This window comes from Sellimonas caecigallum (assembly GCF_019754295.1).
GTDB lineage: Bacteria > Bacillota > Clostridia > Lachnospirales > Lachnospiraceae > Sellimonas > Sellimonas caecigallum.
The window spans coordinates 63,452-77,638 of sequence record NZ_VIRV01000010.1 but is presented as its reverse complement, the minus strand read 5'-3'; the positions used below and the strand labels follow the sequence as shown (position 1 = coordinate 77,638).

At 47.5% G+C, this 14,187-nt stretch carries 15 protein-coding genes and 1 pseudogene; 10 read left to right on the top strand and 6 right to left on the bottom strand.

All coding sequences use genetic code 11. The features are described 5' to 3' along the window. Both FLB61_RS08280 and FLB61_RS08275 read right to left on the bottom strand, forming a co-directional pair. Entirely contained in the window at positions 1–696 is a 696-nt protein-coding gene (locus FLB61_RS08280; RefSeq protein WP_221919857.1) for a TIGR03936 family radical SAM-associated protein, read from the bottom strand. Continuing rightward, complete coding sequence (locus FLB61_RS08275) at positions 680–2,545, bottom strand: TIGR03960 family B12-binding radical SAM protein (protein ID WP_221919856.1); 1,866 nt, start codon at positions 2,543–2,545, stop codon at positions 680–682. The genes FLB61_RS08280 and FLB61_RS08275 overlap by 17 nt, the downstream gene beginning before the upstream one ends. 187 nt (positions 2,546–2,732) lie before the next feature. On the opposite strand from FLB61_RS08275, the gene FLB61_RS08270 reads away from it, so the two are divergent. Next, the gene (locus tag FLB61_RS08270; protein ID WP_221919855.1) at positions 2,733–3,068 is read left to right on the top strand and encodes a nucleotidyltransferase family protein; all 336 of its coding nucleotides are present in this window, start codon (positions 2,733–2,735) and stop codon (positions 3,066–3,068) included. Then, the gene (locus FLB61_RS08265; protein ID WP_087200586.1) at positions 3,052–3,444 is read left to right on the top strand and encodes an HI0074 family nucleotidyltransferase substrate-binding subunit; all 393 of its coding nucleotides are present in this window, start codon (positions 3,052–3,054) and stop codon (positions 3,442–3,444) included. The genes FLB61_RS08270 and FLB61_RS08265 overlap by 17 nt, the downstream gene beginning before the upstream one ends. 97 nt (positions 3,445–3,541) lie before the next feature. Here FLB61_RS08265 and FLB61_RS08260 read toward each other — a convergent pair whose 3' ends face one another. Next, complete coding sequence (locus FLB61_RS08260; RefSeq protein ID WP_221919854.1) at positions 3,542–3,874, bottom strand: hypothetical protein; 333 nt, start codon at positions 3,872–3,874, stop codon at positions 3,542–3,544. A gap of 57 nt (positions 3,875–3,931) precedes the next feature. Between FLB61_RS08260 and FLB61_RS08255 the strand changes: the two are divergent. Both FLB61_RS08255 and FLB61_RS08250 read left to right on the top strand, forming a co-directional pair. Then, positions 3,932–4,537: pseudogene (locus FLB61_RS08255) on the top strand (solute carrier family 23 protein); the annotation flags it as partial. A gap of 1,102 nt (positions 4,538–5,639) precedes the next feature. Then, complete coding sequence (locus FLB61_RS08250; protein WP_002584949.1) at positions 5,640–6,860, top strand: MFS transporter; 1,221 nt, start codon at positions 5,640–5,642, stop codon at positions 6,858–6,860. An 80-nt stretch (positions 6,861–6,940) separates the two neighbouring features. Here FLB61_RS08250 and FLB61_RS08245 read toward each other — a convergent pair whose 3' ends face one another. Both FLB61_RS08245 and FLB61_RS08240 read right to left on the bottom strand, forming a co-directional pair. Continuing rightward, on the bottom strand, positions 6,941–7,741 hold the full coding sequence (locus FLB61_RS08245; RefSeq protein ID WP_002575858.1) for a helix-turn-helix domain-containing protein: 801 nt from the start codon (positions 7,739–7,741) through the stop codon (positions 6,941–6,943). Positions 7,742–7,819: 78 nt separating this feature from the next. Continuing rightward, positions 7,820–8,083 (bottom strand): hypothetical protein, encoded by a 264-nt coding sequence (locus tag FLB61_RS08240; protein ID WP_002575859.1) that lies wholly within the window; start codon positions 8,081–8,083, stop codon positions 7,820–7,822. Positions 8,084–8,311: 228 nt separating this feature from the next. Between FLB61_RS08240 and FLB61_RS08235 the strand changes: the two genes are divergently transcribed. From FLB61_RS08235 to FLB61_RS08210, 6 genes are all read left to right on the top strand, one after another. Further along, positions 8,312–8,725, top strand: coding sequence for a cysteine-rich VLP domain-containing protein (locus FLB61_RS08235; protein WP_002575860.1), 414 nt, complete (start codon positions 8,312–8,314; stop codon positions 8,723–8,725). A gap of 111 nt (positions 8,726–8,836) precedes the next feature. Further along, on the top strand, positions 8,837–9,232 hold the full coding sequence (locus FLB61_RS08230; RefSeq protein WP_002575861.1) for a replication initiator protein A: 396 nt from the start codon (positions 8,837–8,839) through the stop codon (positions 9,230–9,232). A gap of 173 nt (positions 9,233–9,405) precedes the next feature. After that, positions 9,406–10,350, top strand: coding sequence for a MobV family relaxase (gene mobV, locus FLB61_RS08225; RefSeq protein ID WP_002575862.1), 945 nt, complete (start codon positions 9,406–9,408; stop codon positions 10,348–10,350). A gap of 40 nt (positions 10,351–10,390) precedes the next feature. Next, entirely contained in the window at positions 10,391–10,546 is a 156-nt protein-coding gene (locus FLB61_RS08220) for a hypothetical protein (RefSeq protein ID WP_002575863.1), read from the top strand. Positions 10,547–10,640: 94 nt separating this feature from the next. Next, a complete protein-coding gene (locus FLB61_RS08215; RefSeq protein ID WP_002575864.1) occupies positions 10,641–12,152 on the top strand; it encodes a recombinase family protein in 1,512 nt (503 codons plus the stop codon). After that, positions 12,140–12,727 carry a GNAT family N-acetyltransferase gene (locus FLB61_RS08210; protein ID WP_221919853.1) on the top strand — a complete coding sequence of 196 codons (588 nt, stop codon included), beginning with the start codon at positions 12,140–12,142 and terminating at the stop codon, positions 12,725–12,727. Before FLB61_RS08215 ends, FLB61_RS08210 begins: the two co-directional genes overlap by 13 nt. 64 nt (positions 12,728–12,791) lie before the next feature. Here FLB61_RS08210 and FLB61_RS08205 read toward each other — a convergent pair whose 3' ends face one another. Further along, entirely contained in the window at positions 12,792–14,186 is a 1,395-nt protein-coding gene (locus FLB61_RS08205; RefSeq protein ID WP_330625540.1) for a cobyrinate a,c-diamide synthase, read from the bottom strand. Between the last annotated feature and the right edge of the window lies 1 nt (position 14,187).

The following is a 14,187-nucleotide window of genomic DNA, read 5'->3' as shown; positions in this document are numbered from 1 at the left end:
CTATCCTTCGATCTTTGTTCCAAGTCCATCCAGAGGAATCAGCTTTCCGTCTTCCAGACGAGCGTAATTTTCGATCCTGTGATAGTAAAAATCCGTTTCAGTCTCTTTTTTACAGAGGAAATGAAGAAGGGATTTTATGACAAGTTCCGGCTTCAGATTGGCTGCGCTTCCGGCTGAAACCTGCATAAAAATATCGTTTCCGCGCATCTCCATTTTGTGGATCCACGGCCGAATGTTGACTTCCTTTTCACTTTTTTTCGTCTGTTTCAGGACGAGTATTTCTGTCTGAGAAAGGAAGGACGCAAGATCTTCATTTGAAAACAGAATTCCTTCTTTCTTTGGAATTGACAAATAATCTGCCGCTTCAATAATAGCCATTCCAGTAGCTTTCTTTTCATCCGGGATCTGCACGAAACTTACGACTTCCATCCCGTCTACCATCGCTTCGTTGAGCTGTCTTACTGCATCTTCAGATGAAATTGGTTCCTTCAACTCAATATCAAAGTATTCTCCGTCACTTGTAAGTCCTACTCCAAGAGGATTGGCAAAGGACATGATCATATGAGGGCTGAATCCTTGTGTGAAAGCGATCGGAATCTCTGCCCGCCTCATCGCTTTCTGGAAATACCGCATCACGTCCAGATGTCCGATATATTTCATGACTCCGTATTTTCGGAATTTAATTCTTGCCTTCAAAGCAGACACCTCCTTCGTAACACATTGCACCGCATGCAGAACACTTTTCCCTGCAGTTTGGTGTGACTTCGCCGCGCATCGCGCGCTCCCACTCACGGTAAAGGAAGGATTTTGTTACCCCAGCATCGATAAAATCCCACGGGAAAAGTTCTTTTTTTCCTCTTTCCCGCATTGTGTAAAATGCGATGTCTGTCCCGGTATTTTCAAAAGCCTGCATCCACTTTTTATTGTCAAACTGCTCGCTCCACGAATCAAAGAGGCACCCAAGACGGTAAGCTTCCAGAAGGACTTTAGATGTTCTTCTGTCTCCTCTGGCAAATACTCCTTCCAGAACAGTTACATCTGCTTCGTGCCAGTTGTATTTCAGGCTTTTCCGGTTCAGCTGTTCTTTCATCTCCTGATTGACCACATGAGCTCTGTGAATATATTCATCCATCGTATACATTTTCGCCCACTGGAATGGGGTAAATGGTTTTGGTATAAAGAATGAGGTACTGAACGTGATCTGACATTTCCCGTTTCTTTTGTCTTTCGGGATTTCATAGTATCTTCTCGCCACTTTGTCCGCAAGACGCGGGATTTCCTTCATGTCTTCTTCCGTCTCCGTCGGAAGACCAAGCATGAAGTAGAGCTTGACTTTATTCCATCCTCCCTCAAATGCTTTTCCGGCACCTTCCAGGATCATCTCTTCTGTAAGTCCTTTATTGATGACATTTCGCATTCTCTGGGAACCGGCTTCCGGTGCGAAAGTAAGGCTGCTCTTTCGGATATCCTGGACTTTGCTCATAACATCCAGAGAAAATGCGTCAATCCGCAGAGATGGAAGAGAGATGTTGATCCCTTTTCCCTTGAATTCGTCGATCAGATAAGTGACAATACCCTTCAGTTCGGAAAAATCGCTGGAACTTAAGGAACTCAGAGAGATTTCTTCATGTCCAGTACTTTTCAGCATCTCACTTGCATACTTCTTTAACGTCTCCAAATTTTTTTCACGGGTAGGACGATAGATCATCCCTGCCTGGCAGAACCGGCATCCACGGATGCACCCGCGCATGACCTCCAATACCACACGGTCTTGTGTCACTTTGATGAACGGAACGACCGGTTTCGTAGGATAAGAGACCTTGTCCATATCAACAACAACCTGGCGCCGAATCTTCTCCTTCGCATGAGGATCATTTGGCACAAAGCTTTTCAGTGTTCCGTCTTCATTGTAAACAGCATCATAAAACTGTGGAACGTAAATACCCTCAATTTTGGCCGCCATCTGCAGGAAATCTTTTCTGCTGCCGCCGCATCTGCGATTCTCTTTATAAGCCTCTAAAAGAGCATCGTACTGGGTCTCCCCTTCCCCGACATAAAACAGATCAAAAAAGTCTGCAATAGGCTCTGGGTTGACTGCACAAGGGCCTCCTCCAATGACGATAGGATCCTCCTCAGACCGATCTTTTGCAAAGAGCGGAATTTGCGACAGATCCAGGATCTGCAGGATATTTGTGTAACACATCTCATACTGCAGGGTAATTCCGAGAAAATCGAATTCCTTTATCGGATCCTGGGATTCCAGTGCAAAAAGAGGAATCTTCTCCTCCCGCATGATCTTATCCAGATCTGTCCACGGAGAATATACCCGCTCGCACCATACATCTTCCCGACGGTTAAACATATCATATAAAATCTGAATTCCGAGATGGGACATGCCGATTTCATAGACGTCGGGGAAGCACATGGCAAAGCGGATATCCACCTTTTCCTTGTCTTTCATTACCGAGTTTACCTCGTTCCCAATGTACCGGGCGGGTTTCTCAACCTTTAATAGTATTTCATCACTTAATGCTAGTTTTCGCAATTTCTAACCTCCATTATTTGTACATTTCAAATACGAATAATCGGGTTTATTATATCCTTTTTAGGGAAGGACTTCAAGTGGATTGCCCTCTCTTGCGAGAAATCAGAAAAAAATTTACATTCCACTATTTTGTTTTCCAATTTCTATTCTTCTATGTTATGATGAAATAAAAAAGGAGCACAGAACAATGACTGAAATTTTAAAGACGTCTTCTTCTGAAAAACTAACGGCTAATACAGGAATACGCCAGACCGTTTTAGATGAAATCTGCAGTTTTGCAGAAAAATATGGAATCCAAAAGGTCATTCTATTCGGTTCTCGTGCGAGGGGAGATTTTAAACCTACAAGCGATATTGATCTGGCAGTAAGCGGAGGAAATATCGCCCGTTTTGCTTTAGATGTAGATGAAGAAACTTCCACATTGCTAAAATATGATATTGTTGATCTGGAACGGACAATGCAGCCCGAATTACGTGAATCTATACAAAGGGAGGGAAAAACACTCTATGAAAAAATACGATAACTTTTGTTCTGCTTTATCGAATATGAAACAAATATATAAATACAGCGAACCTTATGATGATACTGTTATTCTTACCGGTCTGGTCGGATTGTATGAAATATGCTTCGAGCAGTCATGGAAAATGATGAAGGAAATTCTTTCTGCACATGGTTATGAAGCCAGTGCAACAGGTTCCCCCAAAATCATTCTGAAAACTGCTTACCAGGCCGGCATGATTAAAGACGAAGAATTGTGGCTCCGTGCCTTGCAGGAGCGTAACAATGTCTCGCATTCATACAATGAAAAAATTGCTTTGGAAATTATCTCCCAGGCAAAGTCTTTTTTCTATCCAATGTTCTGTGAACTAAAAGAGGAAATAGACAGCAAATGGCTGTAACAAAAAGCCTTTCGAGGTCTGTGATATTCCAGAACCTCGAAAGGCTTTTTCTTGTACTTTTTTTGCGTCTTGGCAAAAAACACCGCAGTGCTGCTATTTATTTCCGTTTTGCTTTTGTTCCAAACATCGCTGCAATTACCGCAAGTGACAAAATGGCTGCAGCCCCTGCAGCTTCAACCGGCGCTTCATCTCCAGTCTTCGGCGCTTTTTCCTGTCTGTCTGCTGTGTCATTGTTCTTTGCTGTATCATCTGTCTTTGGCGGTTCTTTCTGATCATCTTCCGAGCTGCCGGCCCCTGATCCTGGATCTTGCGGTTCCGACGGTTCTTCCGTACTGTTTACAGGGATCTCGCTCCCTGGCTCCGGCGCAGTAAGCTGCGGAATAGTTCTGAGGGCATCTTCAACAATCCCAATTCCAGCATAGTTATCCACGTACACTTCGTCCTGGGAATCAGATACACGGATTCCATGTCCTCCGTCTGAAACTGTAATATAGGAGCTTTCTTCACAATTGCCATCGTTTACCTCGTCTCAGCAGCAGAGACCACAGGTGCCACCACTGCAGTTTGCACCGGAACGCTGAATCGTGATATTAAAATGAAAGAGCTGCAAGGATCCCTTGCCGTAGACGGATTTTCCAGTGCAATCTCCGGATGCTTTGGGTGTCTTCCTCTGACATCATTCAGTCAAAATGTCGGCCTTGTCACAATGACTGGAGTCATCAATCGTTTTACAATCTTCATGGGCGCTTTGATCCTGATTCTTGCATCACTTTTTCCGCCGCTTGGAGCTTTTTTTAACTCTTTGCCGCAGCCTGTTCTTGGCGGATGCACAGTCATGATGTTCGGATCCATCGTATACGAAGGAATGAAAATGCTGAAGGAATGTACTTTTGACGATCGGACGATGATCATTGTATCCTTATCTTTCTGCATTGGGATCGGACTGACACAGACTTCCGGAAACTTCTTTTCCGCTTTCCCACAGGTTGTAGGCGATGTATTTAATGGAAATGCTGTTGCCGGAGTCTTCGTTGTATCCTTGTTGTTAAGTCTTGTTCTGCCAAAAGCGAAAGCTGAAAAGGAAGGAATATAATGACAAAAATAGATAAATCATGGCAAAAAAATGGATTTTTAATAAGACTTAGGTCAGTTTACAAGGAACTACACGCAGACCGTGAAACGGGCTGCTGACAACAAACGGCGCTATGCTCCCGGCTGGGTGCATAGCACCTGTTTGTTGCGGGGGTTTCCAAAGGGGGCAGCGCCCCATTTGGCACACGACTTTGCGGAGCAAAGTGTAGTGTGTTATACGCTCTGTCGGCGTTGCCCTGAAAATACCGTTGCCGCCGGGGAGGGCAAGGGCATTTGACGCGGCAGGAAAGCAGGGCTTTGTTTGGGGCTGGTAAGCCGGAAACAAAGGGCTGATTTCAGCAGCAGACAGGGCGTATTATGAAAGCCCCCGTCCCTCGTCCTCCGCCCCCGGCCTATGGGACAAAAAGTCCCAAAGCTCTGGACACCGTGACCAGATGTGTGGCCACACTCCGGGAAAAGTAGCAGGACGGCAGGAAACCGTCAAGGCTGAAATGAATGGGCTGACGCCCGGCCTTGACCGTTCCCCGCCGCCCCGCTGGATGGGTGGACAAGGTGGCCAATCCCTAAAAGTGTTTGGCCGCACTCGTTCATTTTGGGGCCTTTCTTCTCCCAAAATTGAAATGGGCGGGAAAGCCCTAAAATGGCTTTCCCGCCTTGATTACCCATTAGCAAAGACGGGCGAGACTGTCAACGGCGGCGCTGAAAGCGCCGTTCATCTTGACCGTTGACTGGCTCGCCTGGCTTTGCTACTGCCCGTAAGAGATGGAAAAACAAGATGGAAAACAAGGTTAAAAATGGTTGACAAGTCTATCGGATGTGTGTTATACTGTGCGACAGTTTGAGATTGGAAGGAGGCTTACGTGTGTTAATTTGTGTACGCTAATAAGCAATAAAAAGTAGAAGTACCTTTCCACATGATGGTGGGCTTTTTTTGCGTGCGTATGCAAAGGAACACGTAGGTTTGACACGAGCAGTCTTTGAACTGTATCGTGGTGTTTTTTCGTGCTTTGTTGTTATGCAGGCGTCTGCCCTCTCTGTGGGACAACGCCTGCTTTTTATTGCAGAAACAAAGGAACAATGCAATAAAAAAGGAGGTTCGCATTATGACCCAAAACAACAATTCATGGAGAAAAACTTATTTTACACTTCTTGCCGGACAAGCAATATCCTTTATTAGCAGCGGTATTTTGCAAATGGCCATTATCTTTTATTTGGTTGCGAAAACTAATTCTGCAATCATATTGACGGCGGCAACACTGATTGGATTTTTGCCGCAAGCCTGTTTAGGCCCGTTTGCAGGTGCTTTTGTTGACCGGCACAGCCGTAAAAGCGTAATGATTGGTGCGGATTTGATAATTGCCGCCGCTGGCGGTATTCTGGCGCTGGTGGCGTTTTACATGGAATTGCCCGTATGGTCTATTATGGTTGTCCTGTTAATCCGAAGTGCGGGAACTGCTTTTCATTCTCCAGCATTCAGCGCAGCAACACCTATGATTGTGCCAAAAGAGGAACTTACAAAATGCGCTGGTTACACGCAGACCATGCAAGCAGTAAGTGCGATTATCAGTCCAGCTGCCGCAGCGTTTTTATATGCTGTTTGGCCTCTTAATGCAATTATATTGTTAGATATTGTGGGTGCAATCCTTGCCTGTGTGACTGTTGCGATTTCGTCCATACCAACGCCTGAACTATGTCCAGAAACGAAAAGACAACAGTTTTTACAGGATATGAAAGAGGGGTATGTGGTATTAAAGCAAAACAGGGGCCTCTTTGCTCTGCTCTGGATTGGTGTAATTTATATGTTCTTTTATATGCCAATCAGTACGCTTTTTCCTCTCATCTGTATGTCATACTTCAAAGGAACACCGGCCCATGCCTCTGCCGCTGAAATTGCTTTTGCGGTTGGTATGCTGCTTGGCGGAGTCATTCTGAGCATTTGGGGCGGTTTTAAGAAACGGCGGTACACCATCGGTCTTTCCGTTCTCCTGATGGGCGTTAGCAATATGCTCTCCGGGCTTTTGCCGCCAGACGCATTTCTTGTCTTTGTTGTGTGCTGTACTGTTATGGGAATTTCCGCTCCATTTTACGGTGTGCAAAATGCGATTTTTCAAGAAACGGTCAAACCAGAATATCTGGGGAGAGTTTTTTCTCTACTGACAAGCGCCGCTTCCCTCGCCATGCCGTTTGGCCTTGTCATTTCCGGGCCTCTGGCGGAGCGGCTGGGAGTTGAGAAATGGTTTGTCATTTGCGGAATTGGCATTATCATCGTTGCGCTTGCCGTATTTTTACTACCCGGTTTGAGAGAGATTGACAATACGCAATAATCAACTGCACCTTTTTCTATTACTAAACAAAATGCCTGGATGGTGGTTCTGAAAAACCAGAACCGCCGTTCAGGCATTTTTTATCTTCGTCCTCTCTGCGGTTTTGGATTCTTCAGCAAGTCGGATTTTTCCGCAATCTTTTTCAGCCACTTCCGTTCTTCTACTGACAGCTTCCTAAAATTCAGCTTGAGCCGTTTGCAGATAAACGCCAAGTACGCTTGTTCCGTGTCGCTGTCCTGGCTGACGATTTCACCAGCAGTTTCCAGCATTTCTTTTAGCGGGTTATCCTCTGGGACGCTGAAAAAATCGTCCTTGTGTGTTTCCCGCAGAGCAAGGGCAATCCCGTTTATGTCCCGTTGTATCACATAGCGGCAAAACTCGTCCTCATCAATATGGGCGGTGATAAGCTGTCTTAACTGCGTATCACTCATGCCAGGATTATGCTTTTTTATAACAGTTGCGCTCATCGTGTCCACTATGGCGTTTGCACCCTGCGCCTGTTTCAGTGCCGTTCCGTTCACATAGATTTCAAGGTCAGCCATCAGCCGGGGGAAATCCGGGTGCGCCGCCAGCTCACACAGCAGGGTATTGTCTATCCTCCCGCTTTTCAGCAGGTCAATCATTTCATCACTCAAACGCAGGTCTGCAAGATCGGCGTTTGGGTGATTTTTCATTTCAGACAGCCCCAGCAGATAATCAGCGGTCACACCGTAAAACTTCGCCAGCCGGATAAGGGCATAGTGGCTGATGTCCTTGAAGTCTTCCGTTTCGTAACTGCCCAGCGCAGACTTGGAAAGCCCGGTCTGCTCCGCAAGCTGCCCCAGCGTCAAGCCACGCTCCACACGTAGGTCTTTTAATCGCTCTTGTATGGATAAAGACATATTCACCCTCCTTGCTAGCTCAACGAAAGAGAAGCCGTTATGCTATGTACTATGCTCATAGCATAACGGCATAGGCATTTACAGTTTTATTTTACCATTTGCTACATCTTCACGAAATTTATCAACAAGCTTCGCTGTCAGCTTGGATTTACCGTAGTGTTCAAGTACAAAAGTACGATAACTTTTTCCATCTACAAGCACATCACTTTTTCTGGTCAACAACCAATTTCCGTTACCTCCTCCCTGTTCTCTAATATTCCAGTCTTTCCCATATCTTTTATAGATTTCATCTTTTTTACCTTGAACAGACATTGATTCGCTTGGAATATAAACAATTTGCATAATAGCTCCTCCTTTATTTTGTGCAAGAAGACCAGAAACCTGAATTTGTCTTTTATCTTTTTTTGATTATATCACAAATCCGAGAGCGTGGAAATAGGGAGTTTTTCAGGCTGATTTCCTACCTCTTGGATATACGGCACAGGCGGTCAAAAAGGTGTAGACTTGGGATAGTTCATCGATGGACAAGCACCTTGGAAACAGAACACGCCAAAGAAAACGGAGGGACGCATGAGCAAAAGACCCTATCAACACCTGCCGCCGCTGGAACACAGGCCGGACGGCTCCCCCTACCGCATAACCCCGCCCCAGAAGAGACGAGCCAGCGGCCTGATACGCCGGGAGTGCTGCAACTGCGAGGACGGAAACTGCCTTGCGCTGGACGATGGCGACACCTGCGCCTGTCCGCAGATGATTTCGTTCTCCGTCTGCTGCAAGTGGTTCCGCTGGGCGGTCTTGCCGCTGGACAGGACGCTGGAAGCGGAGATTTACCGGGACAGGGACTTGAAACGCTGTGCGGAGTGCGGCGGTGTGTTCGTCCCGAAGTCCAACCGGGGCAAATACTGCCCGGACTGCGCCGCCAGAGTTCACAGGCGGCAGAAAACAGAAAGTGAACGGAAAAGGAGGTCTGCTGTGGACAGTTAAGAGCGGGAAAAGCCTTGATTTGCAAGGCTCCGCAAGCCCTCAACCGGGGCGGCTGGTATCATTTATCATTCGCCCCGGAAAACGGGCCTCTAACCGTCCACAAAACACGCTATGACAAACACGATTTATATTCACCAGCCGGAAAAGGCGTTCAGTTTCACCCGGCTCCCCAATTTCCTTTTTGAAGCACCCACATTCCAGCCCTTGAGCAACGAAGCGAAGGTGCTGTATGCCTTTGTCCTGCGCCGGGCGGAGTTGTCCCGGAAGAACGGCTGGGCGGACGAGTACGGGCGGGTCTACCTGTACTACCCCATCTGCGAGGTGGTCGCTTTGCTCCGCTGCGGGCGGCAGAAAGCGGTCAACACCCTGCGGGAGTTGCAGTATGCGGGGCTGGTGGAAATCCAGAAACAGGGCTGTGGAAAACCCAACCGCATTTACCCGAAATCCTATGAAGCGGTTCCAAACACCGACTTCAAGAAATCCGGTTATGGTACGCCGGAGGGCTGAAAACCGTACTTGGCGAGTACGAAAATCAATCCTCTTGAAGTACGGAAATCTGACGGTATATAGAAATACAGAGATTAAAACCATCTATTTACATTCATTCCATTCCAATCCTATCAGAGATATTTTCGGCGGGAAAACCCGCCGGAAAGGAATGGAATGGGGAAAGGAGTTCAATGGCACAACACGCAATTTTGCGATTTGAGAAGCACAAGGGCCACCCGGCGGGGCCGCTGGAAGCCCACCATGAACGGAAAAAGGAGCAGTACGCCAGCAACCCGGACATTGACACCAGCCGGAGCAAGTACAATTTCCACATCGTCAAGCCGGATGGCCGCTACTACCATTTCATTCAGAGCCGCATCGAGCAGGCCAGATGCCGCACCCGCAAGGACAGCACTCGGTTTGTGGACACGCTGATTACCGCCAGCCCGGAGTTTTTCAAGGGCAAGTCCCCAAAGGAGATAGCGGCCTACTTCCAGAGGGCGGCGGACTTCCTCATTGACCGGGTGGGCCGGGAGAACATCGTTTCGGCTATGGTACACATGGATGAAAAAACGCCCCATCTGCACTTGGTCTTTGTGCCGCTGACAAAGGACAACCGCCTGTGCGCCAAAGAAATTATCGGCAACCGGGCCAATCTGACGAAGTGGCAGGACGATTTTCACGCCTGTATGGTGGAGCAGTACCCCGACCTGGAGCGTGGGGAAAGCGCCAGCAAGACGGGCCGGAAGCATATCCCCACCCGGCTGTTCAAACAGGCGGTCAACCTCTCCAAACAGGCGAGGGCCATTGAAGCGGTTCTCTCCGGCATTACCCCGCTGAACGCCGGAAAGAAGAAAGAGGAAGCCCTCTCTATGCTGAAAAAGTGGTTTCCGCAGATGGAGAACTTCTCCGGGCAACTGAAAAAATACAAGGTCACAATCAATGACTTGTTAGCGGAAAATGAAAAGCTGGAAGTCAGGGCAAAGGCCAGCGAAAAAGGCAAGATGAATGACACGATGGAACGGGCGAAGTTAAAAAGCGAACTGGACGATATGCGGCGGCTGGTTGACCGTATCCCGCCGGAGATTTTAGCGGAACTGAAACGGCAACAGCGGCAGCATGGAAAGGAAAGGTGATCTTATAAGTAATATCAGATACAAAAAGGAAATCGAAATCGTGACTTTTCAGGGAAAGGAAATCACACTGGAAAATCTCTCCCCGGTGTTCACGCCGGAACAGGAAGCAGCCAAACGCCGGGAACTGGAACAGCAGCTTTATGAGGTGTTCCGCAAGTACGCCGACAAGCGGGAGAGTGAGGAAGCCGGGACATAAGGTTTTCCAAACCCATCATTGATTTGCGGGGCTGCTGGCGGTATAATAGAACTGTCAGCAGCTCCGTTTCTTTTTTAAGAAAAGGAGCGACAATATGAACAATCGGATAGACGCAATCTATGCAAGACAATCGGTAGACAAAAAGGACAGCATTTCCATTGAAAGCCAGATTGAATTTTGCAAATACGAGTTGAAAGGCGGTAACTGCAAGGAATACACAGACAAAGGGTACAGCGGCAAGAACACAGACCGTCCGAAGTTTCAAGAACTGGTGCGGGACATCAAGCGGGGCTTGATTGCAAAGGTCGTGGTTTACAAGCTCGACCGTATCAGCCGTTCCATTCTGGACTTTGCCAACATGATGGAGCTGTTCCAGCAGTACAATGTGGAGTTTGTGTCCTCTACGGAAAAGTTTGATACCTCCACGCCGATGGGACGGGCCATGCTGAATATCTGTATCGTGTTCGCCCAGCTTGAACGGGAAACGATACAGAAGCGGGTAACGGACGCTTACTACTCCCGCAGTCAGCGGGGCTTTAAGATGGGCGGGAAAGCCCCTTACGGCTTCCATACGGAGCCTATCAAGATGGACGGTATCAACACAAAGAAGCTGGTGGTAAACCCGGAGGAAGCGGCCAATATCCGGCTGATGTTTGAGATGTACGCCCAGCCCACAACTTCCTACGGGGACATTACCCGGTACTTTGCCGAACAGGGGATTTTGTTCCATGGCAAAGAGCTGATACGCCCCACGCTGGCGCAGATGTTACGCAATCCTGTCTATGTGCAGGCAGACCTTGATGTGTACGAATTTTTCAAAAGTCAAGGTACAGTCATTGTCAATGACGTTGCCGATTTTACGGGCATGAACGGCTGCTATCTGTATCAAGGGCGAGATGTAAAGGCCAGCAAGAAAAACGACTTAAAAGACCAAATGCTGGTACTGGCTCCCCATGAGGGTATCGTCCCCTCCGACACCTGGCTGACCTGCCGCAAGAAGCTGATGAACAACATGAAAATCCAGTCTGCCCGGAAAGCCACCCACACATGGCTGGCAGGAAAAATCAAGTGCGGGAATTGCGGGTATGCTCTTATGAGTATCTACAATCCCTCCGGCAAACAGTATCTCCGCTGCACGAAACGGCTGGACAATAAAAGCTGTCCTGGCTGTGGGAAAATCATCACTTCGGAACTGGAAGCGGTTGTTTATCAGCAGATGGTAAAGAAGCTGGCAAGCTACAAGACGCTGACAGGAAAAAAGAAAGCGGCAAAGGCAAACCCGAAAATCACCGCCCTGCAAGTGGAACTTGCCCATGTAGACAGCGAGATTGAAAAGCTGGTGGACAGTCTGACGGGGGCAAACAATGTCCTGTTCTCCTATGTGAATGTGAAGATAGCGGAACTGGACGGGCGCAAGCAGGAACTTCTGGCAAGGATAGCGGAGTTGACTGTGGAGGCCATCAGCCCGGAACAGGTCAGCCAGATTTCCGGCTACCTCGATACCTGGGAGAATGTATCTTTTGATGACAAGCGGCGTGTGGTGGATTTGATGATCACCACCATAGCCGCCACAAGCGACAGCTTGAACATCACATGGAAAATCTGACTGGCGGCACCCCTCCCGTCAGATACCTACCCTGTGTAGTCCCTTGTAAACTGTACTTTGCTAAAAAAGAAGATGCAGAAAATTATTACAATCAGAATTATAATCCTCTTGATAAAGAAGTTGCCCGCCTGACAGGGTGCAGGGAAGTTTTCACAAAGGAAGAGGTATTTTCTTTTTTTGAAACGTCCATTCAGAACGATAACTACTATCTGTTTTTGGTACTTGAACCGGATGGACAAATTATGGGCGAAGCGGTCATCAATGAAATGGATTTCAAACTTCGGTGCGCGAATTTCAGAATCGCACTTTTTCACTCTTCGAAGCGCGGAAAAGGAATTGGCACATGGGTTGTTGAAACAATCCGGGATTTTGCATTTGAAGAATTGAAATTGCACAGATTGGAGTTGAACGTTTTTTCATACAATCCTCGTGCAGAACGAGTATACTTGAAAGCCGGATTTAAAAGAGAAGGAATCCTTCGGGATGCTGTTTTAGACGGTAATGCTTATGCAGATGACATACTGATGTCAATTTTAGAAGATGAATGGAGACAAATAAAAGGCCTTAAATCATAAAGTCGTACCCCGGTCTTGCTGCCTTCTCATTTTGGTGGGCTGAGACCGGGGTACAACTGCTTTTCTATTCTTTTCTTCTGCCAAATCTGCGCGCTTCTTCCAGAAAATGTACCGCAAAGTCTGGGCTGGATGGATAATACAGATGCGGAAATCCCCAAAAATGGCACTGTCCCTGGTGGATACAGTCGAAGGAAACTCCTGATGCAGGTTTTCTTGCCGTACAATCCAATCCATTGGTCTCGCTGTCGTAATAGTGGAACTCATGGCCTTTGATGACCGAACCTTTTGACAAAAATACGGGCTGTTTTTCGGCCAGCTCGATATAGCCAAAGCGGACAAGTTTCCCGGCATAAAAACATTTGCCCGGCAGCACGTTGCACATCTCATAGGTTTCCCCTTTGTCATTTTCCAGTGCTGCATGGAGATACAGAAAACCGCCGCACTCTGCTACAGAAGGCATCCCGGATTGGATGGCTTGTCGGATGGATGATCGCATGGCCACATTTTCTTCCAGCCTTTTTGCATGCAGCTCGGGATACCCTCCGCCTAAAAGGAGCCCGTCGAGCTGCTCTGGCAGCACATAGTCGTGCAGAGGGGAAAAGGGGATGAGCTTCGCTCCCAGCTTTTTTAAAAGGTTCAGGTTTTCTTCATAGTAAAAGCAAAATGCCTCGTCCAAAGCAATTCCAATCCGGATTGGGGATTGAGATAAGACAGGGGACACATATTTGGAAAGGGAATCATCTGAACATGGAATGCTTCCTGCAAGATCCGACATTTCTATGATTCGATCTACAGCAACGCATTCTTCCAGTGTATGAGCCGACGCACAAATCTGTTTTTTGATATCTTTGACCTCCTCCGGAAGTTTCAGTCCGAGATGTCTGCTCTCCAGCTTTAGCTCACTCTTATTTGGGAGAAATCCGAATACCGGAAGAGAAAGCTCTGCTTCGATCACAGGTGCGATCCGTTCGCAAAAATTCCGGGATGTCCGATTTAAAATGACTCCTTTTATCCGGTTTTCTCTGTCATACTTAAGAAATCCTGCCAGCAAAGGAAGGATAGACCGTCCCATTCCATGTGCGTCAACAACCAGCAGAATCGGAAGCTGAAGAATGGAGGCGACATGGTAGGCGCTTCCTTCCTCATGGACACCTCCAAGCCCGTCAAAAAGTCCCATAACTCCTTCCACAACTCCGATTCCGTTGTCTGTCATTCTTTGCGAGTAAATTTCCCGGAGCAGTTCTTCTCCACAAAAGAAACTGTCCAGGTTGCAGGAAGGGACATCGATCACTGTCTTGTGAAACATCGGATCGATATAGTCCGGCCCGCACTTAAAGGAAGCAGGACGACATCCTCTTTGTTTCAGTGCCTCTAAAAGGGCGCATGTAACCGTCGTCTTTCCGCTTCCGCTTTTTACTGCGGCGATCATAATGCCGCGCATGTTCTGTTTCATCGTCATC